General features: G+C 59.0%; 22 protein-coding genes. 17 read left to right on the forward strand and 5 right to left on the reverse strand.

The window, feature by feature from the left end:
- Positions 1-278 precede the first annotated feature (278 nt).
- The 3 genes from ACVWZJ_RS08820 to ACVWZJ_RS08830 all read left to right on the forward strand — a co-directional run bounded on the left by ACVWZJ_RS08820 (position 279) and on the right by ACVWZJ_RS08830 (position 6,662).
- The gene (locus tag ACVWZJ_RS08820; protein WP_457395823.1) at positions 279-2,600 is read left to right on the forward strand and encodes a spermidine synthase; all 2,322 of its coding nucleotides are present in this window, start codon (positions 279-281) and stop codon (positions 2,598-2,600) included.
- Positions 2,601-2,787: 187 nt separating this feature from the next.
- Positions 2,788-3,363 (forward strand): NADPH-dependent FMN reductase, encoded by a 576-nt coding sequence (locus tag ACVWZJ_RS08825; protein WP_457395857.1) that lies wholly within the window; start codon positions 2,788-2,790, stop codon positions 3,361-3,363.
- A gap of 356 nt (positions 3,364-3,719) precedes the next feature.
- The gene (locus ACVWZJ_RS08830) at positions 3,720-6,662 is read left to right on the forward strand and encodes a GAF domain-containing protein (RefSeq protein WP_457395825.1); all 2,943 of its coding nucleotides are present in this window, start codon (positions 3,720-3,722) and stop codon (positions 6,660-6,662) included.
- Positions 6,663-6,686: 24 nt separating this feature from the next.
- On the opposite strand, the gene ACVWZJ_RS08835 is transcribed toward ACVWZJ_RS08830, so the two are convergent.
- The 4 genes from ACVWZJ_RS08835 to ACVWZJ_RS08850 all read right to left on the reverse strand — a co-directional run bounded on the left by ACVWZJ_RS08835 (position 6,687) and on the right by ACVWZJ_RS08850 (position 11,235).
- Entirely contained in the window at positions 6,687-7,670 is a 984-nt protein-coding gene (locus ACVWZJ_RS08835) for an energy-coupling factor transporter transmembrane component T family protein (protein WP_414349697.1), read from the reverse strand.
- A gap of 115 nt (positions 7,671-7,785) precedes the next feature.
- Positions 7,786-9,885 (reverse strand): SH3 domain-containing protein, encoded by a 2,100-nt coding sequence (locus tag ACVWZJ_RS08840; protein ID WP_457395827.1) that lies wholly within the window; start codon positions 9,883-9,885, stop codon positions 7,786-7,788.
- Between the two features lie 128 nt (positions 9,886-10,013).
- Positions 10,014-10,508, reverse strand: coding sequence for a DUF427 domain-containing protein (locus tag ACVWZJ_RS08845; protein WP_011433071.1), 495 nt, complete (start codon positions 10,506-10,508; stop codon positions 10,014-10,016).
- Between the two features lie 19 nt (positions 10,509-10,527).
- Positions 10,528-11,235 (reverse strand): Crp/Fnr family transcriptional regulator, encoded by a 708-nt coding sequence (locus tag ACVWZJ_RS08850; RefSeq protein WP_414382146.1) that lies wholly within the window; start codon positions 11,233-11,235, stop codon positions 10,528-10,530.
- 273 nt (positions 11,236-11,508) lie between these two features.
- Here ACVWZJ_RS08850 and ACVWZJ_RS08855 point away from each other — a divergent pair, with 273 nt between their 5' ends.
- The 14 genes from ACVWZJ_RS08855 to ACVWZJ_RS08920 all read left to right on the forward strand — a co-directional run bounded on the left by ACVWZJ_RS08855 (position 11,509) and on the right by ACVWZJ_RS08920 (position 23,193).
- Positions 11,509-12,171: a sigma-70 family RNA polymerase sigma factor gene (locus ACVWZJ_RS08855; protein ID WP_457395859.1), complete on the forward strand. Its 663-nt coding sequence runs from the start codon at positions 11,509-11,511 to the stop codon at positions 12,169-12,171.
- 2 nt (positions 12,172-12,173) lie between these two features.
- Positions 12,174-12,782: an anti-sigma factor family protein gene (locus ACVWZJ_RS08860; protein WP_457395829.1), complete on the forward strand. Its 609-nt coding sequence runs from the start codon at positions 12,174-12,176 to the stop codon at positions 12,780-12,782.
- Positions 12,783-12,817: 35 nt separating this feature from the next.
- Positions 12,818-13,447 (forward strand): hypothetical protein, encoded by a 630-nt coding sequence (locus ACVWZJ_RS08865; RefSeq protein ID WP_457395831.1) that lies wholly within the window; start codon positions 12,818-12,820, stop codon positions 13,445-13,447.
- Positions 13,448-13,510: 63 nt separating this feature from the next.
- Positions 13,511-13,825 carry a DUF3181 family protein gene (locus ACVWZJ_RS08870; RefSeq protein ID WP_414357902.1) on the forward strand — a complete coding sequence of 105 codons (315 nt, stop codon included), beginning with the start codon at positions 13,511-13,513 and terminating at the stop codon, positions 13,823-13,825.
- 35 nt (positions 13,826-13,860) lie between these two features.
- Positions 13,861-14,934: an S-layer homology domain-containing protein gene (locus tag ACVWZJ_RS08875; protein ID WP_457387123.1), complete on the forward strand. Its 1,074-nt coding sequence runs from the start codon at positions 13,861-13,863 to the stop codon at positions 14,932-14,934.
- Between the two features lie 303 nt (positions 14,935-15,237).
- Entirely contained in the window at positions 15,238-15,807 is a 570-nt protein-coding gene (locus ACVWZJ_RS08880; RefSeq protein ID WP_011433078.1) for a photosystem I assembly protein Ycf4, read from the forward strand.
- Between the two features lie 298 nt (positions 15,808-16,105).
- Positions 16,106-17,251 (forward strand): ABC transporter substrate-binding protein, encoded by a 1,146-nt coding sequence (locus ACVWZJ_RS08885; protein ID WP_457395861.1) that lies wholly within the window; start codon positions 16,106-16,108, stop codon positions 17,249-17,251.
- A 257-nt stretch (positions 17,252-17,508) separates the two neighbouring features.
- Positions 17,509-18,465 (forward strand): phosphate/phosphite/phosphonate ABC transporter substrate-binding protein, encoded by a 957-nt coding sequence (gene phnD, locus ACVWZJ_RS08890; protein ID WP_457395863.1) that lies wholly within the window; start codon positions 17,509-17,511, stop codon positions 18,463-18,465.
- 349 nt (positions 18,466-18,814) lie between these two features.
- Positions 18,815-19,792, forward strand: a complete 978-nt coding sequence (gene phnD, locus ACVWZJ_RS08895) for a phosphate/phosphite/phosphonate ABC transporter substrate-binding protein (protein ID WP_457395833.1) — start codon at positions 18,815-18,817, stop codon at positions 19,790-19,792.
- Positions 19,793-19,933: 141 nt separating this feature from the next.
- Positions 19,934-20,788 carry a phosphonate ABC transporter ATP-binding protein gene (phnC, locus tag ACVWZJ_RS08900; protein ID WP_457387128.1) on the forward strand — a complete coding sequence of 285 codons (855 nt, stop codon included), beginning with the start codon at positions 19,934-19,936 and terminating at the stop codon, positions 20,786-20,788.
- A gap of 14 nt (positions 20,789-20,802) precedes the next feature.
- Entirely contained in the window at positions 20,803-21,612 is an 810-nt protein-coding gene (gene phnE / locus ACVWZJ_RS08905; protein ID WP_457384349.1) for a phosphonate ABC transporter, permease protein PhnE, read from the forward strand.
- Positions 21,612-22,424, forward strand: coding sequence for a phosphonate ABC transporter, permease protein PhnE (phnE, locus tag ACVWZJ_RS08910; protein ID WP_011433084.1), 813 nt, complete (start codon positions 21,612-21,614; stop codon positions 22,422-22,424). Before phnE (ACVWZJ_RS08905) ends, phnE (ACVWZJ_RS08910) begins: the two co-directional genes overlap by 1 nt.
- 60 nt (positions 22,425-22,484) lie before the next feature.
- A complete protein-coding gene (locus ACVWZJ_RS08915) occupies positions 22,485-22,940 on the forward strand; it encodes an alanyl-tRNA editing protein (protein ID WP_202943693.1) in 456 nt (151 codons plus the stop codon).
- A gap of 7 nt (positions 22,941-22,947) precedes the next feature.
- A complete protein-coding gene (locus ACVWZJ_RS08920; RefSeq protein WP_202943694.1) occupies positions 22,948-23,193 on the forward strand; it encodes an alanyl-tRNA editing protein in 246 nt (81 codons plus the stop codon).
- Between the two features lie 11 nt (positions 23,194-23,204).
- Here ACVWZJ_RS08920 and ACVWZJ_RS08925 read toward each other — a convergent pair whose 3' ends face one another.
- Positions 23,205-24,788, reverse strand: a complete 1,584-nt coding sequence (locus tag ACVWZJ_RS08925) for an NAD(P)H-quinone oxidoreductase subunit N (protein WP_457395865.1) — start codon at positions 24,786-24,788, stop codon at positions 23,205-23,207.
- Positions 24,789-24,904 lie beyond the last annotated feature (116 nt).

Raw genomic sequence — 24,904 nt, forward strand, 5'->3', positions numbered from 1 at the left:
GGTCAGGACTTGGGTCATGGTTCTATTGTAACCTCGCATTCCTCCCGGCACTGACCCTACGGGTACAGTGCGGGGCTCCTGCGATTTCTAGCTGAGAGTACTGGCGGAGGGTGGCCCCCTTCCACCCGTTGGCGCACTTGAATCGAGGAACAAGGATCGGCCTTCCTCTGAGTTGGGTGATCCCAAGGGGCACCACCAAGCGGCTACAACATCCCATCTCAAGCTTCCGGGAGAAAGTGGGGAATACTGGCAGTTGAGGGTTTTGCGGTGGGTCGGCTTTGGTTTGGCTAGTTGGCCTCAGCTTGTTTGGTAGCGCTTTTTGCCTCTTTTGGGGACAGTTGCTGCTGGGCAAGTTGCTGTTGCCGCTGTGGGGGGGATCCCCCCTGGTGTGGAATACCTGCCTGGCCTTTTTTCAGGCCACCCTGCTGCTGGGCTACCTGTGGGCAGACCGGCTGGGGCGCGGGCTCAATCCCAGGATGGGGGTGCTGATCCACGGGATCTTGCTGCTGGTCGGGCTGAGGCTTCTGCCCTTTCAGCTGGGGATCCCCGGCCAACCGGAAGGATGGTGGCCCCCTCTCGCTCTGTTGGCAAACTTGACTTTGGGAGCTGGGGTGCCGCTGTTTCTCCTGTCGGCGACGACGCCGTTGCTGCAACGGGGGTTGGCGGCAAGAGGGGTCGCGGGGCAACGGGAGGCTTTGGATCCCTATTTTCTCTATGTGGCCAGCAATGCCGGCAGCTTGGGCGGGCTGCTGGGGTACCCGCTGGTGTTGGAGCCTCGTCTGTCTTTGGCTTGGCAAACTCTCCTGTGGACGGGATCCTACGCGCTGGTGGCAGCCCTGGTGCTGCTGAGCGGGGTGGGTCTGCTGCTCAGTTGCAACGGCGTTGCCGAGCCACAAGAACGTGGGGCGGATTCCCAGGGATCCAGCGCTGCTCTGGGGAATTGGGCTGTTTCCTGGCGAGAGCGTTGGCGCTGGGCGGGGCTGGCTTTTTTGCCGGCGGGCCTGTTGGTGGCGGTCACCACTCTGTTGACCACCGACGTGGCGGCGGTGCCCCTGTTGTGGGCCATCCCCCTGGGGATCTATCTGCTGACATTCATGCTGGCTTTCGGGGGGATCCACCCCAATAAGGGGGTTTTGGGAACGACAGCTCTTCTGGCCTGCGGGGCGGTGGGGACACAGGTCTTGGGCTGGGTGAGGCCGGGTTTTTTGCTTTTGCCGCTGCATCTGACCACCTTTGGGCTGGTGAGCTGGGGCTGCCACAGCCGGTTGGCTTGCCGTCGCCCGCCGGTGGAGCAGTTGACGCAGTTTTACCTGTGGCTGGCTTTGGGGGGGAGCTTAGGGGGAATGTTCTCTGCTCTCTTGGCACCGCAGGTGTTTGAGACAGTGCTGGAATATCCCCTGTTGCTGGGGATGTCGCTGGCAGTGCTGGGGGCGCAGGGGGGGCGGGTGGGCCTGTGGCTGGGGCTGGGGCTGCTCCTGCCTTTGCTGCTGTTGCACTTTCGACCGCAGGCGTTGCTGCAGGTGGGCGCTGGGGTGGGTTTGGCGTTGGGCTGGGCGGTGCTGGCGCTGTTGGTGTCAGGGGAGAGCCGTTCACAGCAGCAGAGCGGAGCCCCTGGCTGGCAGGCCAAGGTCGGTTGGGTGGGAGCAATGGCGGGGTTGGTTGTGCTGCTGGGGCAACCCTGGCTGCAGCCGGGACTGCAGGTGATCCACAGCGAGCGCAGCGCCTTCGGCCTCAACCGGATCGTGGAGTACCGGACTGAGCAGGGATCCTTTCGTGGCCTTCTGCACGGCACCACTCTACACGGCAGCCAAAACTTGGATCCGGAAAAAGCGCTGGAGCCGCTGACCTATTTTTCTCGGTCTGGGCCGGTTGGGCAGGTGTTTGCGGCGTTCAGAGCCCAGACTGTGGATCCCACGCCCGCCATTGCGGTGTTGGGGCTGGGGATCGGCACGTTGGCCGCCTATGCCGAGCCAGGGGATGAGTGGACGTTTTTCGAGTTGGATCCCACCGTGGTCGATTGGGCGAGCCGCTATTTTTCCTATCTCCGGTGGGCTCAGGCACGGGCGCAGGTGCAGGTCATCCTCGGCGATGCCCGGCTCAGCCTCAAGGGGATCCCAGAGGGCAGCTATGACCTGATGGTGATGGACGCCTTCAGCTCTGACGCAGTGCCGGTGCATTTGCTCACGCAAGAGGCTTTGGCCCTCTACCTCAGCAAGCTCAAGCCCCACGGCTGGCTGCTCTTCAACATCACCAACCGCCACCTCGACTTGGCCCCGGTGTTGGCCGGCCTGGCCGGATCCCTGCAGCTCCACGCTTGGCACCAAGACCACCGGGATCTCTCCCCTGAGCAACGCCAGGCGGGGCTGGCCCCTTCCCACTGGGTGCTGTTATCGCCGCGCGACGCTTCGACGACCGCCTCAGCAGGGCGGAGCCCTTTGGCCCAAAACTCTGGAGTCCTGCAGGAACTGGATCCCTGGCAGCCCCTTTTGCCCCAGGCCGGGGATCCCGTCTGGCGGGATGACTTTTCCAACCTGCTGCAGGTGATCCGTTGGCCCCGGATCCCTTTGCTAAAGGGTATCCAGATCCCCAGTTCTGGATAGGAATCCGGCTGCTATCGCTACGCGACCCTTCGGCAAACGTGTTAGCGTTGCGGAGCAGAAAAGTTAAGGAAATCTTTACAACTCGAAGTTGGTATGAGTTATGATTGTTTGCAACGTAACTGATGTCTGCTCGGGAGTCCGGCCCATGTCTCCTCTACAAGCCCTCACTGGCAATCCTCAAACCACCATGGCTGAAACCTCTGCGGCTCGTTTCGTGGCAATCGGGGGCAGCTTGCGGCCCAATTCCCTGACGTACCAGGCGCTGGAGGTGGCGCGGCGCGAGTTTGAGAAGTTGGGGATCCCGTTGCACATCCTCGATCTGCGGCAGATGAAGTTGCCCTTTGTGGATGGCTCGGAGTCCTATGCGGATTATCCCGATGTGGCGGTCTTACAAGCAACCATGAAGCGGGCGGATGGGATCATCCTAGCCAGCCCGGAGTACCACGGCGGCATCAGCGGCAGCCTGAAAAATGCACTGGATCTGTTGAGTTTTGAGCAACTGGAGGGTAAGGTCTTTGGGTTAATCAGCGTTTTGGGCGGCGAGAGCAACAGCAATACCCTGAACCAGATGCGCTTGATTGTGCGTTGGGTGCATGGCTGGGTAATCCCCGAGCAGATCGCCATCGGTCGGGCTTGGAACGCTTTTGACGAGCAAGGCAATCTCAAAGACGAGAAGCTAAAACAGCGCTTTCAACACTTTGTCCAGAGCTTGGTGACCCATACTCACAAGCTGCGCGGGATCCCAGTGGTGAAGCCTTCCTGAAATTACAGTCATTCCAAACTAGATTGAGACACTCTCCAAGCGTTCCGCGACCAACCCCAGGGAAGTTAGGAAGCCATGAAGGACGGCTGCAGACAGACTACACTGGGGCTGGGTGAGAGATGAAAACCAAATCTTTCACTGCGTCGAGGATGGGGCGAACGCCCGACGTCGAGAATCCCTGCCCCTTGGGGCGGAGAGTATGCCAAAGTTGTTCCAAACAGCAACAAGTCCGGGCTCTCTTCTTCTCACCTGTTGCCTCAGCGTTGCCCAGCAACAAATAAGGCTCAGATCCGACGGAGATCTGGCTGAGAGGGCATTGACTTGCAGAGGAACCCGCAGAATAGCTCCACACAGGTATGGTTCAGTCTGTTCCCCCTCATTCCGATAGAGCTGGGCCAATATCTCCCCTGGTGGCCCTGCAAGCAACCTTGCAGCAGATGCGGGAGCAGAGCGATGCCAACACCCTCGTTCAGCTCACGCTGGAGTATGTCAAGGCGGTGTTTGGGGCGCCGCTGATCTGGCTGGCCTTTTACGACTATCCAAATCACCAGTTGGTGGGTCAGGGGGGAGTGACCCTTCTTGAGGATCAAACCCTACTGCGGGCGGTGCATCCTCTACAGCCGGGGGAGATCCTGGAGCAGGTGGTGATCGAGCAGCGACCGATCAGCCTGCCCGACCTCTCTCAGGAACCGCGCATGGGCATTTGGCAGCGGGAGGCCAGGCGACTGGGCGGGATCCAGGGCTGTTTCATTTATCCCTTCTCGGCCTACGGCCCGCTGTCGCGAACGGCAGTGGGACGGCGGCGCTGCTTGGGGATCCTGATGCTGGGATCCCAAATGTGGGGGGTTACCACCCGTGAGGACGAAAAGGCTCTCTTGGGAATTTTGCTGGGGCAGTTGGCAGCTTCTCTGCAAGAGTTGGAAAACGCTTGGCAACAGCAGACCGAAAAGCGCCTTGAGGATCCGCTCCTGAGGTTGGGAACGGCGATGCGCCAGGTGGGATCCCTGCAGGAACGGGTCAGCCTGGTGAGGCAGGAGTTACAGTCTTTTCTGGGCGCTGTCCACATTCAGGTGTATTGGCACGAGCGCAGCCAGGGTCAGTTCGTTCCCCACGGGAGCGTCCCCAAAGCTGTTGGCAACAGCGGGGGGACGGAGTCCTCTCAGCCCCCTGTTCCCAAAGGGGCTAAAGTCGGAGCAGGGCCAACAGGGGAGGTCAGCCTTTCGCTGCGGGAATTGGGGGACATGTACTACACCCTCGCCGATGGCCAGGTGGTGGTGGGCGGCACAGGGACGACTCGCTCTGAGGTTCCCCCCAAGCTGATGCAGCAGTTGCGGGCCCAGGCCGTTTTGGCGGCCCCGATTTTGCTGGAAAAGGATCTGCTGGGGTTCATCTGGGTGCAATCGGATGTGCCCCGTACCTGGCAAGCCGCTGAGCGACAGTTGGTAGCTGCTGCCGCCAATGGGTTGGCCTTGGCTGCCCCCCTAGAAAATCTGGATCGCCGCATTCGCCAGTTGGCCGATGACCAAGAGTTTGTGCAACAGGTGGGCCGCTCGCTTTACAACCCGGCGGAGCTGCAACAGGCTCTCCAGCAAGCCGTTGTCGGCCTGGCCCAGCGCCTGAAAGTCGGTGCAGTGGCCGTGTTGACGGTGGATCTCGACAGCCCCATCCCCCGCCTCTTCTACGAGTACCGCAGGGAAGGCAAGCAGACTTTGCCACAGCAGCTCAGCCCTCTGAGCGACCAGGACTGGCAGGATCTCATGCGCAGCGAGGTGGTCGTGGCAGAAAACTACGACCAAGATCTGCGCCTGCTCTCTTGGCGGCAGGAACTGGCAGGGGTTCGTTCCTTGATGCTGACCCACACCGGGGTCGGCGGTACCGCCACCACACCTGTGGAAGGGCTGCTCTTGGTGTTGCATCCCCAGCTACGGGCCTGGAGCCGGGAAGAGCGGCAACTGCTGCGGGGGATCGCCCAACAGGTGGGGGTGATCCTGCGGCAAATTCGGTCAGAACAACGCCGGCAACGACAAGAGCAGTTGCTCAAGGGCCTGATCACCACTTGTTTAACCTTGCAAAACTCGGCCACCTTGTCAGATCTGTACACCACCACCGTCCGACAGACGGCCCAATTGCTGGGGATCCCTCTGGCGCTGGTGGTCAGTTGGCAGCCGGGGGAAAGCCGGGCTCAGCTCCAGGGGCCTTTTACTACCGCTGCCGGGACGGAGACCGGCTCCACCGAGATCGATCTGCAAGATCCCCTACTGGCCTACGCGCTGCAGTCAGCAGAACCTCTCCCGCTCACCCAGGAGCAGATCCCCCCTGCCAGCCGCACTTGGCTCAGTCGCGTCAGCGGTGCGGAGCACTTTGCTGCCGGCCTGGGATCCTGGCTGCTGGTGGCGCTGGGGGAGACAAACTCCTCGCAGGCGGGAGCTTTGGGAGTTTTGATCTTGGGGGCAGAAGCGGGCAAGGTTTGGGATCCCGACGAGCGGGCGGCTGTGATGCTGATCGCCCAGACCTGCGGCTGGACGCTGCGGCGCTTGCTCTGGATGCAAACTTTGCAAGAGCGGCAGGAGGTGCTCAGGGAGTTGAACTGGTACAAGCACCGCCGCCTGCTGGATATGCAGAATGCCCTTCTGGACAGCCTGCACCGCCTGGGTCAGGTGCCGGAGATCCCCGGAGACGAAGCCACCCGCTGGCAAAAAGTAGTGGAAATTGGCAGAGGGCTGCGGGATCTGACCGTCTCCACAAGGCCGTTGTTGCAGTCGGAAACTTGGCAGGTGCAGCCGCAGTCGCGGTCGGTGCCCTTGGCAACCTTGGTGCGCAAAAGCCTGCGCCGAGTGGAGGCCCTGACCCAAAAACGCAAGTTATGGCCGCGGGCCCATGGGGACATGAGCCTTACCATCCAGGGGGATCCCGAACGACTGGAGATGGTGCTCTGGGAGGTGTTGACAGCCGCTATTTTGCGCAGCCCGGAAGGGGGGCGGCTGGATCTGTGGAGCCAAGCCAGCGTTCGCGATAGCGATGCGGAGCCCTTTGGCTATGCAGAGCTGCTGGTGGTGGATCAGGGCAGCTTCGACCCTCACCTGATGGCCGCCCTTCAGTTGGGGCCAGAGCAGGTGATCTACGCAGATCCTCTGCTCAAGTCGCCTCTATCGGTAAGTCCTGGTCTGGAACTCAGCCTGTGTCAACGGGTGGTGCAGCGGATGGGGGGCCAGCTCTCCTTTTACCTCTCTTCCGATGGGCGTTGTGTCTCTCGGCTGCTCCTGCCGATGGGCAGCGACGAGCCCCATCCCCCTGGGTAGGAAAAAGCTGTGTTGCCGGTCACCTTAGGGGGACAAGGTTCTGAGCAGCCAAAACAGGGGCAGTAGAGCCAGTAGGCCGCGATCCAGCCGCCGCAGTTGTAGGCGGTGCCAGCGCAGGGGATGGTCTGGGCCGGTCAGCCCACGGGCCTGCATTGCCATAGCCGTCTGTTCGGCACGCAGGAGCAAGTTTTCAAAAAAGCGCTCCACCAAGGCCAGCAGGGTTTGCATCCCGCCCCGGAAACTCAGGGATCCCCAGCGCACATCCCGAGTTCGCACCGCCCGCGCCAAGTTTTGCACCTCTTCCATCACCAAAGGCAGAAAGCGCAGCGCCAAGGTGAGGGTGAGAATTACTTCGGCAATCGGCCATCTCCAACGCTTGAGAGGCTGCAACCATTGGCCGATCCCCTCGGCAATTTCTTCGGGGGCCGTGGTCAACAGAAACAAATGGGTAGCGTAGAGCAACGTAAAAATGAGGGTGCCCAGCCGCAGCGCCACCGATAGAGAACGGCGGGAGACCTGAAAGGTTCGTCCCAATAGGGAAAACTGAACCAGGCGGTAGCGATAAGGAGTTTGCCAGGCACGGGTTTGCGCCCGCCAGGCACGGTTTGGGGATCCCTGTTCTACGGCCAAGTCGAAGTGCCCTGCACCGCTAACGGGAACAGCGGGGATCCCGGTCAGCCCATAGCCCACCACCTGCATATCCTGCCGTTGCGGTTGGGGAAAAACCCCCAATCCATCCGGCGCCAAGCTGGTGATCCCAAAGGTGAGCAGGCTCAGGGCCAGCACCAGGGAGAGTTGGCCCGACCAAACCCGGCGCGGCAGACGGGCCGCCACAGTTAGCAGCAGAAGAGCCACCACCACGGCCAAGCGCCAACCATTGCCGGCCAAAATGGGGCTGAGGAGAAAGCTGAGCAGCCAGGCCAGCTTAACCCGCGGATCCAGGCAATGTAGCCAGGTGCGAGGCTCTTCCAGATAAATCCCCAGCGGGGCATTGCGCAGAATATCCACAACAGTTGAGAAGGAAGCAGACTATACCCCTTAAAAGGGCGGGACCGAGAACTCCGTCCCCGTAGCGCGGTCGCAGCAGCGTTGCGGAGCAATAACAGCTGGCAGCAAGGGAGAGCTAGAGCCGTTCCACCAGACGGGTGGAGCCCGACTGGGCGGCGACCCATCCCCCGGGCGCGCCATCTCGCTCAATGCGCAGCCAGACGGGCACCTGTCCCTCCCCAGCCTGCACCTCCACCACCCGCAGCAGGGCTTGGCGTGGGGCTGTCCCGACAATGGCTCCCGTCAGGCTGGGTTGCTGGCGAATGTTGAGGCCATCGTTGGAGACCACCCGCACCTGTTGTACTCCTTGCCACTCCGCCAGAGGGCCGGTTAGCTCAGGCGGGGGAGTGAGTTCCGTCTGGCCGGGATTGTCGTTCGCGGAGGCGTCGCGTAGCGATATGTCAACCGGCGGCTGCTCAATTTGCACCTGGGGTTGCTCCAGCGGTGGTGCCGGCGGCGGCGTGAAGAGGCCCCGCAACATTTGCCAGATGACCAATAGGGAGAGGATGCCCACACCGACCACCCCGGCCATTCGCGCCAGCGGTGCGGAGCCCAAACGAACGCCAGCGGGAAAGGTAGGACGCTTACGGCCCCCCAAGCGGCTGCGGCGGTAACGCTCCACATCCTGCAAACCGATCGCGCCAGCGGACCTTAGGCCCTGGACTCCGTCCCCCTGAGGGGAACGGTCTTGGGCGCGTTCGCGACAGCGGTGCGGAGCACTAGAACTCTCATCCGCAAGAGCAGAGACGCCCGCCTTGGGGGTGCTGCGGTAAGAGGGCAAATCCGAGAGGCGCGGGGGTTCTGGCACCCCCTGTTGCCAAGGGGCGGGTGGGCGATACAATTCCTGGGTTGGCTCAGGACCCACCACGGCAGGCAAATGAGGTGGGGGATGGGGGGCTTGTTCGCGACAGCGGTGCGGAGCACTGGGAGAGAGCATCCCTGCCGGCGGGTCTTCGCGGCTGGGCATTTCGTCCAGGTAAGCTTGTACTTGGGGGTTGTCGAAGTAGGCTTGCAACGTCACTTGGGCGGCTTCCAGACCGCGGAACTCCGGGAACACCTCCTCCTGAAACCATTTTTCTGTGAAGCGGCACAGACCCGGCAGATGGTCGGGAGAACCGGCGGAGTGTTCTTCGATAAACTGCAAGGCCTCTACTTCCTGGGTGGAGCGCAGATGGGCGAGCGCCTCTTCGGTCTGCCCCAGCAACAGACTACAGATGGCTTGCTCCAGGTGTACATCTTGCCGCTGCGCCAGACGAGCCAGGTAGCCGCGAGCACGCCGCACCAGAGCCGGGCGGTTTTCCAGATAACCTGCCGCCAGCAACACCTGCACGGCCAAGTAGGCGGCCACCATCGAGGGACGCTCAGCCTCCCGCTCGAACAACTCCTGCTGTTCTTTGAGGGTGAGGTGGCGACGTACCCGTTGGATAAAGCGCAGGAAATCTTCGGTGCTGAGGCCAGAGCCATCTTGCCCCATCCCCTCGATGCCGCCCCGTTCGTCCAGCATGGCTTTGAGGAGAGCCAGTCCCTGCTGTCGCTCCCCGTTCCCATCAGCGGTGCGGAGCACAAGAGTCTCTCTTCCGGCTGGGGCGGGAGCATGGGCCTCGTGGCTGAGGAGTTGCAAAATGCGATAGGGGCGCAGCTTGCCCAAATCGATGCGGATCTCCGCTTGCATCTGCGGAAAGGCCTGATACTCCTCCAGCTCCGCCAAGCCCGCCTGTAAAGAACGCGCCGCCTCTTCGTAGGATCCCTGTTGCCAGGCTTCTCGACCCAGTTCCAGACGAGCGATGGCCCGCGCCAAAATGGCATCGGAACGAGCAGGGTGGCCCTGCTCCAACAGGTGTTGAGCCAAGTCCAACGCAGCCTGGTACTCTCCGGCTTCGCAATACAAGCACAGCACTCCCGGTAGGTGCGCCTCCTCCACCGTCAAGGTGGGATCCGTTGGTATGAGGTGTTCGTCGTAGTTTCGTCGTGCCTCAGGGTTAAGCAGCACAGAAGCTGCCTCTTGGATCATTTGAGCGCGAGCTTCCACAGCCTGTGGCGAGAACTCCAGCAGCCAGGAGCGCTCGCCCGGCTTGAGATCGATTCGCTCCCGGTATGCCTGCTCAATCTGATGCTCATCTGCCCGTGCCGACAGCATCAAAACCCGATAATAGTCGAGGGGCACCCGCACCGTCATGGTTTTTGTCCGCGCTCTCCGATTCGTGCCAGCGGGACGGAGTCCTTGGACAACTGACCCGCATCGACTTAACTGTAGTCCTTTTCCCCGGTAAAAGGGATCCCCCCTCGGGAATCGCTGCTCCGCCCCTACCAGTTCCAGCTACCCGGCTCTCCTTTGAAAGGGCCTACGACCTTTGAGGTGATCCAACCGCCGTAGAAATCTCCGGGTTGAGGCCGGACTCGTTCTCCACCTACCCGGCACTCCTGCACACGGCCTGGATAAAAGGCAAGGTAGTCGCGGATGGGCAAAAACGCCGGGCTGGGATCCGGATAGCTCCAGGCGGCATCTACGGCTGTTTGGGATCCGACCTGAACTGTCCAGTAGCAGGCAGCCCCTTTGAACTCACAGAAAGAGGTGCGAGAGCTGGGGCGGAGATACTGCAGTCGAACGTCGGTGGGGGGAATGTAGTAGGTGGGCGGGTGGCTGGTTTCCAGGACGCGGTAGCAACGGCGGCTTTGGGCAATGAGCTCGCCATTGAAGAGAACTTCCACCAGTTCTGTGGTGGGCTCCAGACGAGGTGGGCGCGGATAGTCCCAGACAGATTCTTGTCCTGGATGGGGAGAAATCGGTTGGGGAGACATGGGTCAATATCTTCAATATCTAAAGCAGACGGGTGGCCTCCAGCAGTTTGGCGTACCGGATCAGCAGCAAAGACTGTTGCTCCGGCAAAGGCTGAATAACTCCCTGCTGCTGCAGACGGCTCAGTACCGCCAGGGCTGTCTCCCGGCTAACTTGGCTGATATCGGCCAAATCCTGGGGGGGAGGGTAGACAATGCGCATCCCCTGGGGGGTCTTCTCGCCAAAAGCTTCCGCCAGTTGCACCAGCGTATGCACCACTCGCAGCGGGGGGCTCTGCTGGTCAAGATCCGCCTGCAAGTTGGCCAGGCGCAGGCGACGGGAGAGGCTGCAGGCCAGCTGGTAACACAGTTGCGGCTCCCGCAACATCAGCGCTTTGAAGGTTGCCGCCGGGATCCCGGCCACCCGCAGCGGGGTTAGGGCCAGCACATCTCGCGAGCGGGGAGCTTCGTCCAGTACCGCCATTTCCCCCACCCAAGCGCCCGGCCCCAGCAAGGCAAGGGTTTTGGTGCTGTCTTGCGCCCGCAAAGCCCGCCGCACCTTAGCCCAGCCGGCGAGGATCAGATAAACTACGCTGCCCCAGGCATCTTGCATGAAGAGGGCCTGTCCCGCCGGGATATCCCGCAGCTTGACCTGGGATCCCAACCATTGCAAGGACGTCGCCGAAAGTTCGGCCAACATTGGCACCGCCTTGAGCTCGGAGAGAAGGGCAACAGGAGCATCGGAAGCCATGGCGGGTCGGACGTTTCACCATACCGCAAGCCCACTGTAGCCCAGTTACCAACTCAAGAGCTATCCTGCAATCCACCACCCCGCCATGTGCGCCAAGATCTAGTGAGGAGGTGGTCTTGCTGTAGAGTCTTGCCGGTATGGCCCTCAGAGCCTCTAGAGCTACCCTGCGGTTGAGGGTGGGGGGAACCCAAACTCTGCCGTTTCGTCTGGGCAACAGAGGTTCTGTCTGGGAGGGGATCCCTCCGCTGTTGTTGTTAGAACTTATGGATGCCTATGGATGCTGCCCTCAGCGACATCAGTGGCCAGCGCTGGTCGGTCTTGGTGAAGAACGTGCCTGTGCGGCCCGAAAAGCTCGCTGATGTGGATCTGGTGCTGATCTGTCAGCAGGGACCCCAGCCCCATCGGGAGGCTTTTGCCGAGCTGATGCGTCGCCATCAGGCCCATGTGGACAAGGTGCTCTACCATCTTGCTCCCGACTGGCACGACCGGCATGATTTGGCCCAGGAAGTTTGGATCCGGGCCTACCGCCACCTGAAACGCCTACAGGAGCCGGCAAAATTTCGCAGCTGGCTGGGGCGGATCGCCACCAACCTGTTTTACGACGAGCTGCGCAAGCGCAAACGACAGCAGCAGCCCCTTTCTCTGGATGCGCCGATTCAGATGCGGGATAGCGAGATGGAGTGGGAGCTGCCCAGCGAGAGCCCCAGTCCCCATGAGCACCTCGCCACCTGCGAGTTCTACGAGCGATTGCACCAAGCCGTCCGCGACCTGCCGCAGGCCTTTCGCCAGACAATCCTGCTGCGGGAAATTCAGGGAATGGCTTATGAGGAAATTGCCGAGATCACAGGGGTGTCTTTGGGCACTGTTAAGTCTCGCATTGCGCGCGCCCGCGCCCGCCTACAATCCACCCTAAAACCCTACCTTAATGGTGAATGACCATGGTTCGCGGCAACCCCAACCCCGACCCCAGGGATCCCCAGCAAGAGCTGCCGGTGGTGGATGAGCGCTTTGAACAGTTGAGCGCCTACTTGGATGGGGAATTGTCGTCTCAAGAGGCGCGGCAGGTGGAAGATTGGCTGGCCAGCGATCCTCAGGCGCGGCAACTGTACAGCCAACTGGCAGCTCTGCAGGCCGGTTTGGCCAATCTCAAGGCCCCAACCTTGAACTCCACCCAGACGGAGCTGTTGATCAGCCGTGTGTTCGCTGAGCTGGATCGGCGGCCAATGCTCGACCTGGGCTGGCGGCAACGTAAGGGCACCCCTTGGGGACGGGTGGCAGCGGCTGTAGTGGCCTTGGCAGGGGCGGGCTGGGTGGGATGGCGTTGGTCTCATCCCCAGCCTTTGGTATCGCTGGAAGATCCGCCGGTGCGCGTGGCCATCGTGCCTGCCTCTGCTCGTGTTGCCCAACGCTATCTTTTCGAGCCGGGGCAAAAGCAAGATGCCTACTCGATTTTGTTTGAGACAATCCCCAACCGTGGATCTCGCCCCGCCAACGGGACCGGAGCCGTTCGCATCAACGGGACGGAGTCCTTGGTGGGCTGGGAATGACCTGAGCAGGCTTGAGAAAGACTGAGGAGCGCAGGGTGGAAAAAGCAGTTCGCTGGGCTTGTGGGCTAGGAGTCTGCCTTTGGCTATGCAGTCTGGGATCCCTGTCGGCCCAGGCAGATCCCAGCAGTAGCCATCTGGCAGCGCCGTTCGCGCCGGCGGGACGGAGTCCGAAGCAGTTGCACTCCTCTCCCAGTGGACAGGAGCCTGCCCCCCAGCCCACAAACCTGCCTTCACCCGGATCCCGTCTCACCCCTGCCCCCGATCAAAACCAATGGGCCCCTCCCAAGACGGAGCTATCGCCCTTTCCGGACTTCCCCCTTCTCAAGGAGTTGGATCCGCCCCCGCCAAGCTTGGCCGACCTGGGCATCCATTGGGATCGCTTGGCCCTGCTGCCGGATCCCGAGCTGGCAGAGGAAATGGATGTGGAGTTCAGCCGCCGTCTAGCCCGCCTAAACCGGCAAATTGCCGACCAACAAGAGCGCCTCTACCGCCTCTTGCAAACCTGGGACTCCGACGAGGCCGATATCCGCCAAATTCAGGCCCAACTGAGCCAGTTGCGGACAGAACGGGATCGCCTAGCTCTGGAACACCTGTTGATGCTGCGGCAGCTGCAAGAGAACTTCGCCCTACCTCTACCCGACCGCTCGGCTGCCAGCTCTCCCTGAGGATCCCTTGGGTTCAGGCTATGATTGAGCAAGGGCAGACGCAACCACCAACGGAGCTGAGGGATGGCCAAAGTGCCCAGCAACCCAGAAATTGAGCAATTGGCCGCTGCCATTGGTAAAGAAGTTTACATCGATGTGGCCCGCTGGCATCTTTACCTGCGCGATGCCCACCTGCATACCCTTTTGGCGGAGCGACTGGCACCCCAGGTGATGGCAGGCAAGGTGGATGAGGACGCCGTCACAGAGATCTTGCAAGGGATCCCGGTGAAAGTGGGGGGTGGGCGCAAAGAATTGCCCCTGGCCGATCTCCTGCCGATGCAAAGCCTGCTTAACCTGCTGGATGTGCTGGAGGAGTTTAGCCGCAAATGGGCTCAATAGAGAAAGGTGGAGCGGTGCATCATCAGTCTAAACCTATGCGGCCTGGCCCCTGGCTCAAGCTCGGCAGCCTTATTCCGCTGCTCTGGCTGTTGTCGGCCTGTCAGGGAACCGAGTGGGGAGAACAGCTAGAGCGCGCTGTACGCCCAGTGGGCCCGCCCACAGCCCAATCTGAGCTGCCGGCATCTCCCTCGCCTCAACCTTCGCCGGGATCCATCCCACCCTCTATCTCGATCCCCACTGCTCCCGCCCCCTCTTCACCTCTGCCCAGCCAGGACAGCAGCCGCTTTACAGACTTGGAGCCCGGATCTCTGGTGGCCCGTTCGGTGGGATACCTAGATCGGTTGGGAGTTTTTGCCGATATCTCCAGCAGCGAATTTCAGCCGCAGCGCAGCGTTCGTCGCGGAGAATTTGCCCGTTGGCTGGTGTTGGCCAACAACGCCATCCACGCCGATGAGCCCAGCCGGCAAATCCGCCTGGGATCCCCCTCGGAACGCCCCCTCTTTTTGGATGTGCCGGAAGAGGATCCCAACTTTCGCTACATTCAAGCCCTGGGAGCTGCCGGCATAATTGCCGGAGATGCCAATCGAGAGTTTCGCCCCAACAGCCTGCTGTCGCGGGCGGAGTTGATCCGCATGAAGGTGCCTCTGGACTTACCTCCCGGCCAGATCAAGGGATCCCGAGCGGAGCTGGAGGAGCGCTGGGGGTTCACCGATGCGGCGCAAATTCCTCCTGAAGCCATTCCTGCTCTGGTAGCCGATCGCAGCCTAGAGAATGCCTCCACCGTGCTGCGCACCTTTGGCCCTATCCGCACCTTCAACCCCTTCGAGCCGGTCAGCCGCGGGGAAGCCGCCATCGCCCTGTCGGCTTTTGGGGAACGAACGGCCCAAGACGCCATACCCCAGCCGCCAGCCTTGCCAGACCCAACCCCTGAGCCTCAGCCTTCTCCCCCTGCCGCAGAACCGGAGCAGACGGCTTCTCCCGAGCCGGATCCCAACCCTGCCTCTCCCTCGAATGCCGTTGATGAGCCCTCTGCGCCGGCCCGCCCCCGTTCCTCGGAAGTTGCCCCAGGGGAGGGCAGGATCGTTACCCCACGCCAAACCCAACCCTGAGGTGAGAGGGATCCCATTGGCGTATGCTGTTGGGCTCTGTCAGCAGATAGAACGCCTCAGAACCCCAGCAGGGATCCCTGCTACGGCTCTTACAGGGAGCAAAAGGAGCCATAACAATAAAAACTATCCCTAACTCCCTTCGGGAGAGGGGCTGTACAGCGCAGAGGACTTCCGCCCCCATTCCCCAGGCGGCTCTAGCTCTTGCCAGTCCCCTGAGCGCCCCTCTGCTGGGGAAAACCCTTGCCGCCCATAGCCTATAGAATGGGGGAAGCCAGCCTTGGAAAACCTGCAGGGATCCCAACTGTGTCCGCCATTGTTCCTGAAATCCGTTCTGCCGATCTGCTGCGCTACACCGTGATTGGGTCGCGGCGGCCCAGCGTGTACTTTTGGGCGGTGGCGCTGACGGGGGGAGGGCTGGGCTTTACCTTGGCCGGCCTTTCCAGCTATCTCCACCGCAATTTGCTCCCCTTTTCCGATCCCGCCAGCCTGGTGTTTATTCCCCAGGGCATTGCCATGCTCTTTTACGGGGTGCTCGGATCCCTGGCGGGGCTATACCAGTGGCTGAGTTTGTATTGGAACTTGGGAGGCGGCTACAACGAGTTCGACCGGCGCACGCAAAAGATAACGCTGGTGCGCCAGGGCTTTCCGGGCAAAAACCGTGAAGTCCGCCTGGAGTATGACTTTGCCGATGTGCAAAGCTTACGGGTGGAGCTGAGAGAGGGGCTTAACCCCCGCCGAGCCATCTACTTGCGGGTGAAAGGACGTGGCGACATCCCCCTCACCGGAGTGGGCCAGCCTCCCCCCCTGACGGAGATCGAAAACCAGGCAGCCGAGATCGCCCGCTTTCTCAACGTCAGCCTAGAGGGCATTTGATTCCCTGCGGTGCCATTGCTTTGACCCCGCCCTGCTGGTCGCTTGAGCGAGACGGAATCCCATCCTTGGGCAACAGTGAAACCATTGAGGGGGATCCAGAACTGTGGAGTCGAATAGAGAGTTGTCGAGATTGTTTTCAATGTAGCGGGATCTCTTCGAGGAATGATCTACCCTTGATGCCAGCGCAGTTGTTGCCTGGGAGAAGCCTGTGATGGCCAACCTGAACCCCTTCATTCCCCTACAGGCCAAGAAGCTGGGGTCTATTCTGTTTCGCCTCTGGCTAACTCTTCTGCTCTTATTGGGCTTGGCCTTGCTCACGTTGCTGCTGACCCCCCATTCCGCTCATGCTGCCCGTGGGCCCCTGTATCGCTTGGGTCGTCCAGAAGGGGCGGTCTCGATTGTGGCTTGGGCAGGCTATATCGAACGGGGGGAAACGGATCCCGCCTATGACTGGGTGACCGGCTTTGAGAAAGAAACCGGCTGCCAAGTCAGCGTTAAGGTGGCGGCAACCTCCGATGAGATGGTAGCCCTGATGAATGAGGGCGGCTTTGATCTGGTGACGGCCTCCGGCGATGCCACCCTACGCCTGATCAAAGGGGAACGGGTACAGCAGATTAACCCCCGCCTGATCCCCAGTTGGGAGACCATCGACCCGCGCCTGCAGGATGCTCCCTGGCATACTGTGGATGGCAAGCATTACGGCGTGCCCTACCAATGGGGATCCAATGTGTTGATGTACAACACACAAGTCTTTCCGGAACCCCCCACCAGTTGGGATGTGGTGTTTGAAGAGAAAACCTTGGCAGATGGCAAATCCAACAAAGGCCGCATCCAAGCCTACGATGGCCCCATCTACATTGCCGATGCCGCCCTCTACCTGAAAGCCCACCGCCCAGAATTGGGCATCACGGATCCCTATGAGCTAACCCGTGAACAGTTTGATGCCGCCCTAGATCTGTTGCGACAGCAGCGGCAACTGATTGGACGCTACTGGCACGATGCGGCGGTGCAGGTGGATGATTTTGTCAACGAAGGAGTGGTGGCCTCCGGCTCTTGGCCCTTCCAGGTGAACCTGTTGCAGTACGAGGAACAGCCCATCGCCAGCGTGGTACCGGAAGAGGGAGCCACCGGCTGGTCTGATACCACCATGCTCAGCGCTACCGCCAAACACCCCAACTGTGCCTACCTGTGGATGGAACATTCCTTGAACCCGAAGGTGCAAGGGGATCTGGCGGCTTGGTTTGGGTCGGTGCCGGTGGTGCCAGCCGCTTGTCAGGCCAGTGAGCTGCTGGGGCCGGAAGGTTGCCAAACCAATGGCATCGACAATTTTGAGCGCATCTCCTTCTGGAAGACGCCGGTGGCCGATTGTGGGGATGGCCGGATGGATTGTGTGCCCTACTACGAATGGGTGACCAACTACATCGCTGTGATTGGCGGGCGCTAATGGAGCAACCTTAACGAGATCCTAGACTCTTCTTAAAAATTTATTAACTGTAATATGACATAAATACAAATGAATGAACCATCTCAATGAATTTGAGATGGTTTTTGCTTTTCAGGCAAGACTTCTAGGGCCTAGAGGAGGAATTTTTACCTCTTCTGGGTTCGTCAGATGCTCTTGTTGATTGCCATAGTTGGGAGCTTTTATTCATGATGACACTATCTTCTTTTGGAACTCGGATCCCGTTGGGAAAGCTGGTGATGGGAGCTGGATTGGCGGGAGCTGTCACCTTGGGGTTGGGCAGCAGCCTTTCTCAGGCTCGTCTAGACTGTCCCCGCCCTCCTCAAATGGATGCCCGCTACTGTGATCGGGTGGGGGATCTGGTTGCCGATTTGCCGGAGGATCCCTCGGAGTGGGTAGATCCGGAAGTGCTGTTGGTGTCTTATACCTCCTCAGAAGAGCCAGCTGTCTATGCCAATACCTGGGCTGAATTCACCGCTCACTTAGAGGAAGTCACCGGTAGACGGGTGCAATTTGTCCCTGCCGATTCTCAGGCTGCTCAGTACGAGGCAATGCGCGCTGGACGTCTACACATTATGGGTACCTGCACAGGCTGTACTCCTGTAGCCGTGAATGTTGCCGGCTTTGTGCCCTTTGCCATTTTCCAACAAGAAGATGGATCCATCGGCTACGAGATGGAAGTGATCACTCATGTGAATAGCGATATTCAAGCCCTCGATGATATTGCCGGTCGTCGTGTAGCTTTTACCCATCCTTCCTCCAACTCCGGTTATATCAGTGCTCGCATTTTGATCAAACAAGAGACAGGCTTGGATGATGAGGCAGGAGACTACATCGCCGAGTTTTCTGGCAGCCACCAAAACTCCATTTTGGGTGTGTTCAACGGAGACTACGATGCCGCCCCCATTGCCAACGATGTGCTTAATCGCATGTGCCTCAACGAGCAAGTGGATTGTAGCCAGTTCCGCAGCCTCTACAAATCGGAGACCTTCCCCAGCGGCTCTTTCGGCCATGCCCACAATCTCCACCCTGAGCTGGCAGAAAGGATCCGAGAAGCCTTCTTTACTTTTGAGTTTGAGGGCACAGCCATGCGACAAGCTTTTGACCGGGTAGCTTTTGCACCGATTACTTATCAAGAAAACTGGGAGATCATCCGTCGCATTCAGGAAGAAGAGGGCGTGGAATATACGCTTTAGGCAGTCCTCAGGGATCCCCTGCCCAGAGAGGATCCCTGATTTACATAGTTCTGAATCTAGAGCTGAATCTAGAGAAATCGCACTGGCTGGTTCCGTCCATACCCCATCTCGACGAGTATGTGATAACCCACTCTTAACTTCCTATTAAACCTGTCTTAACTCTACAGGGGTCAAACAGCGCTACTATATTATTAAGTTTCGTTAGGCGACGTGAGTTTTGCAGATCTTCTTTGGGTTCTGTAGCTTATGAATTCACATCAAGTCTCTTGATTAGCTGGATCTTCTCGCCCACTTTTGTGTTTTTTAGCTGATAACGGTTTGCTTCATCTTGCATTCGGAGATTTTTGCAATGTTGGCGTTTTGCTCTGTGGCTCGTCTGTTATCCAAAAGCCTTGCCCTGGCTGGTTTGGTTGCTGTGCTAGTGGGTTATCAATCTGCTCAAGCTCAATCTTGCCCTCGTCCGGCAGGCATGGATGAGCGCTATTGTGATGCCGATGGGGATCTGGTGGCGGATACTCCGACGGATCCCGCTCAAATTGTCAATCCTGACACTTTGCTCATCTCCTACACTTCTTCCGAGGATCCCGCCGTTTATTCAGAAACCTGGCAGGAATTTACCGACTACCTCAAGCAAGTGACCGGTAAAGATGTGCAATTTGTGCCAGTTGATTCCGAGGCCGCCCAAACCGAGGCAATGCGGGCCGGACGTTTACACATCATGGGCACCTGCACCGGCTGTACCCCCCGCGCTGTGAACCAAGCAGGCTTTGTGCCTTTCGCCGTTTTTGCCAAGGAAGATGGTAGCTTTGGCTACGAAATGGAAGTGATCACTCGCATCGATAGTGGCTTGGAAAAACTAGAAGACATCAAAGGCCGCCGCATTGCTTTCACCCAGCCCTCCTCCAATTCCGGCTACATCAGCGCCCGTATTTTGATCGAGGCGGAAACTGGCTTTAAGGACGGTGTGGACTACGAAGCCAATTTCTCTGGGGGGCACGAAAACTCCATTTTGGGTGTGTTCAACGGAGACTACGATGCGGCCCCCATTGCCAACGATGTGCTCAACCGCATGTGCATCGCCGGACAAGTGCAGTGCGATCAGTTTCGTACCCTCTACAAATCGGCTACTTTCCCCAGCGGCCCATTTGGCTATGCTCACAATTTGGATCCACAGCTGCAGGAGAAAATCCGCGAGGCCTTCTATACCTTTGACTTTGCAGGCACTAAGTTGGCAGAAGCCTTTGACCGAGCTTCCTTTGCTCCCATCACCTACAAGGAAGATTGGGAAGTGATCCGGCTGATTCAAGAAAATGCCCCTCCCCAATAGGTGGGCTGAACAGAATCGGGATCCCTTGTTCAGGGCAAGCCATAGGGGATCCCTTCTGATTTCAAAATTCTCTCAAGATTGCAAACATCTGGTTCTAGAAGGCCCGCAATTGCAAATGTCCACTTCAAGTAGGTTATCAAGATGCTACGTATCGACTCCCTCAGCAAACGTTACCCCACAGGCGATATGGCCCTGAAAGGGGTGACCTTAGAAGTTCCCGATGGGCAGGTGATGGCCTTGATTGGTCCTTCGGGTGCTGGGAAAAGTACGCTGCTCCGTTGCATCAACCGCTTGGTGGAGCCGACCAGTGGCAGCATTTGGCTCAATGGAATCGACCTCACTCGCTTGAACACCCGGGAGTTGCGGCAAGCACGACGCAAAATCGGCATGATCTTTCAGGAATATGCCCTCGTGGAGCGCCTGACCGTGATGGAAAATGTTCTTGCGGGTCAGTTGGGCTACGTCAATTTTTGGCAAAGCTGGTTCCGCAAGTTTCCCCAAGCCACCATCGACGAAGCCTTCCGCTTACTGGATCGAGTGGGATTGTCGGACTTTCCTGATAAGCGGGCAGATGCTTTGTCTGGGGGGCAACGGCAACGGGTGGGAATCGCCCGGGCTCTCCTGCAAAACCCAGAGCTGCTATTGGTGGATGAACCGACCGCCAGTTTGGACCCGAAAACCTCCCGCCAAATTATGCGCCTGATCAACGAGCTGGCTTCAGAGCGGGGCCTATCGGTGATCATCAGCATTCACGATGTGCCTCTAGCGCAAATGTTTGCCCAGCGGATCGTCGGTTTGCGGTTTGGGGAAGTGGTGTATGATGGCCCCCCCAATCGCCTCACCCCCAGCGTCTTAAACGAAATCTACGGCGAAGAAGATTGGAATGCTTCTGGCCCAGCCCAAGACTCCGAAGAAAAACGAAGCCGTCTCGGCTGGAGTAGCCACCCACTAAGGGATCCCTTGCAGAAGTCAGTAGAAGTCAATAGAAGTCAGTAGTGCGGAGCACACCCATGGCACAGGCAACGACACTGAGCGGGCGCCAATGGTCGCCACCACCTTTGATTAAAAATCCTTGGGTTCGCTGGGGACTGATTCTTGGGGCGGTCATTTACCTGATCTTTGCGCTTTCTACTCTCAATTTCGATCCAGCCCGGGTAGCCCGCGGTATGCAGCGTAGTGGCCGTCTCTTGTTGGCCTTTTTGCATCCCGATTTCACCACCCGCGGCAACTTGATTTTCACCGGGATGCTGGAAAGTGTGACCATGGCCGCCATTTCCACCGTGGCAGGATTTATTGTCGCGGTTCCGGTGGGGTTTGGGGCCGCACGCAACTTGGTGCCAATGCCGGTCTACCTGGTTTGTCGTGGCCTGATTGCCCTGTCGCGCACCTTCCAAGAGGTGATCATCGCCATTTTGTTTGTGGTCATGTTTGGCTTTGGGCCTTTTGCTGGAGTGCTCACCCTCATCTTTGGGAGTTTGGGTTTTTTCAGCAAGCTTTTGGCAGAAGACATCGAAGAAATTGATGCAGTACAGGTGGAGGCGATTCGCTCCACGGGGGCTTCTTGGCTCCAAATGGTCAGCTACGCGGTGGTGCCGCAGGTGTTGCCCCGCATGATCGGCTTGACTCTGTATCGTTTCGACATCAACATTCGGGAGGCGGCCATTCTGGGGATTGTCGGTGCCGGTGGGATTGGCTCTACCCTGAACACCTCCTTACGTCGCTACGACTATGACACGGCCTCTGCCATCATCCTTGTGATTATCGCTCTGGTGATGGTGGTGGAATTGAGTTCTGGTTGGATTCGCAAGAGGGTGCAATAATGCCTGTTCTGGAAAGCAGTGGGATCAAGACCTGGCAGTGGCGCAATCAAAAGCAAACTTTGCTTGAGTATGCCTTCTGGTTGGCTCTGCTGTTACTGATGTTTGCCTGCGCTAAGTTCATTGCAGACCGTACCACCTGGGGCTTTGTGCTGGATGCACCGCGCCAGGGAAGAGAAATGCTCTCGCGGGGGGTACCGCCCCGTTGGGACTACATGTCACAGCTTTGGCGCCCCCTTTGGGATACCCTCACCATTGCCACATTGGGTACGGCCCTTTCCTTTGTGATTTCGGTGCCGGTGGCCTTTTTGGCAGCCCGCAACACCACTCCCAATTTGCTGGTGCGCTACATCGCCCTGTTCATCATCGTCGGCACCCGTTCGGTTAACTCCCTGATTTGGGCTTTGATCCTGGTGGTTGTTCTTGGGCCAGGGGTCTTGTCCGGAACCTTAGCCATTGCCCTACGCTCTGTCGGATTTATGGGCAAGCTGATCTATGAAGGCATCGAAGAGATTAACGAAGAACCAGTAGAAGCGATCCGTTCCACGGGGGCTAGCGGTGCCCAGGTACTGAGCTATGCCATTTGGCCGCAGGTGATCACCAACATCCTCGGGGTAACAATTTACCGTTGGGATATCAATTTGCGAGAGTCTACGGTGGTTGGATTGGTCGGTGCCGGTGGAATTGGCCTACAGCTAGATGCTTCCATCAACACCCTGCGCTGGAATCAGGTGAGCATGATCCTGCTTGTGATCTTCGTTTCTGTGTTCATCAGCGAGTGGATCTCCGCCAAGGCCCGGCAAGCCCTGACTTAGCCCAGGGATCCGGATAGGCTACGGTGAAGGGCAGTTTGCAACAGCACAACTGTATGACTCATGACGGAAGAACTGTTTCGGGCGGAGGCCTATCTCACCACCTGCCAGGCTCGGGTAATTGCCCTTGTGGATAACGGGATCCAGTTGGATCGGACGGTATTCTATCCCACCGGCGGTGGACAACCCGGCGATACGGGATTCCTGATTACATCGGACGGTCGTGTCATCCCGATTGTCGATACCCAAAAGGGGGAAACGGGCATCCTCCACATCCCGGCAGAGGGATCCCCACCCCTCAGTCTGGGGGAGTCAGTCAGCGCCAGCATCGACTGGGAACGTCGCTATCGGCACATGCGCATGCATACGGCTCTACACCTGCTCTGTGCAGTGGTAGAAGGTGGCGTTACGGGGGGTCAGGTGGGTGAAAGCAAAAGCCGATTGGACTTTAACATCCCTGGAGAAAAACCCGACAAAGAAACCCTGACGGGTGCGTCTCAATGCTTTGGTACAAGGTAACCACGCCGTGAACCCCCGCTGGGTTAGCGATGAAGAACTAAAAGCCAATCCCAGCCTGGTGCGCACCATGTCGGTCAAGCCCCCCACCGGACAGGGGCAAGTGCGCTTGCTGGAAATTGAGAATGTGGACTTGCAACCCTGCGGCGGCACTCATGTACGGGCGACAGGAGAAATTGGCAAGTTGGTGGTGAGCAAGATCGAAAGCAAAGGCAAGCAAAACCGACGCATTGTGGTCAGCTTGGTGGATCCCTGAAAAACTACAGACTACCCTTGGCTGGGCTGAGTCAATGAACCCAAAGATCCATCGACTGCCACCTGAAGACTCGCCGACTCTGGAATGGGCGCTTGTGCTGTCGGGAACCCTAAGAACGGGCTTTGCTCCACCGCCTGGATGGACAAGGTAAACAAGGGGTTGGAGAGAATCCCGGCAAAGATGGTGGCCACCAGAGTCAACACCATACCGACCCGCAGAGCAGGCATACCTTCTGCCTGCCAGTTGGTCTCGGGGTAATTTTGCACCGAAACCGACATCTCTTGCGGCTCTTTCACCACAATCGTTTTCACCACCCGCACGTAGTAGTAAATGGAGATAACACTGGTGACCAACCCCACCAACACCAGGGTATAGGCCCCCGCCTGCCAACCGGCCCAGAACAGGTACAACTTGCCGAAGAAGCCCGCCAGAGGCGGCAACCCACCCAACGAAAGCAAACAAATGCTCAAGCACAGGGTGAGGAAGGGATCCTTCTGGTAAAGGCCGCTGTACTCGTTAATTTCGTCGGTACCGGTTTTCAGGCTGAACAGGGTAATGCACAAGAAGGCCCCCAGGTTCATGACCAGGTAGACCAGCAGATAGAAGATCAAGCTGGCGTAGCCTGCTTCTGTGCCCACCACCAGACCAATCATGACGAAGCCCGCTTGCCCAATCGAGGAATAGGCCAGTAGCCGTTTGAGGCGGGTTTGGGCAATGGCCACCACATTCCCCAGCACCATGGTCAAAATGGCCAGCACCGAGAGCACCGCCCGCCACTCTTCCGTCATGGCCGGAAACACGGTGGCCAGAAAGCGCACCGCCAAGGCAAAGCCTGCCGCTTTGGATCCCACCGACAAAAAGGCCACCACCGGCGTTGGGGATCCCTCGTAGACATCAGGAGTCCACTGGTGAAAGGGCACTGCCGCCAACTTAAACCCGATACCACCAATGCAGAGGACCAAAGCGATGATCCCTGCTAAGCCGGCATCCCCCATAGAGGAGGCAATGGCTTCCAGCTTCGTTTGCCCACCCGAAAGGCCGTAGAGCAGCGACATACCGTAGAGGAAAATGGCCGTGCTGCTGGCCCCGATCAAGAGATATTTCAGGGCTGCCTCGGAAGAACGCGGATCCCGCTTGGTGTAGCCGGCCATCAGGTAGCTGGCAATGCCCAGGGTTTCCAGAGATACAAACACCAGGATCAAGTCCGTCGCCCCGGAGAGGAACATGCCCCCCAAGGTGGCCGTGAGCAGCAACACATAAAACTCGCCTGTGGGCGCTCCGGACTGAGAGATGTAGCGCTCCGCCATCATCACGGTCAGTACCGCCGTCCCCACCACCAGGCCACGGAAGAGAATGCTGACGGGATCCGCTGCAAAGCTGCCCAAGAAGCTCTCCAACTGGGGCTGCTGCCACTGCAACACCAAGGTCACCAAGGCCCCGATCAAGCCAAAGATGGAGAGGGCTGGAAGACTTTTGCGCGCCGCCGAACCACCGACCAAATCCACCACCAAGACGAGCAAGAGGGTGAGGGTAACCACCACTTCTGGCCAAATGGCACCGGCATACAGGTTTCCGGTTGGGGCAAAGACATCCATAGGGGAAGACATGAAGACAGATGAAGGGGATCCACAGCCAGCATACCGCGATTTCCGGTCTCTCTTTCCGCTTCCGGCATCTCTTCTCCCAATCGTCTCCATCAGCACTCTCAATC

It is taken from the genome of Thermostichus sp. OS-CIW-29, assembly GCF_054058195.1.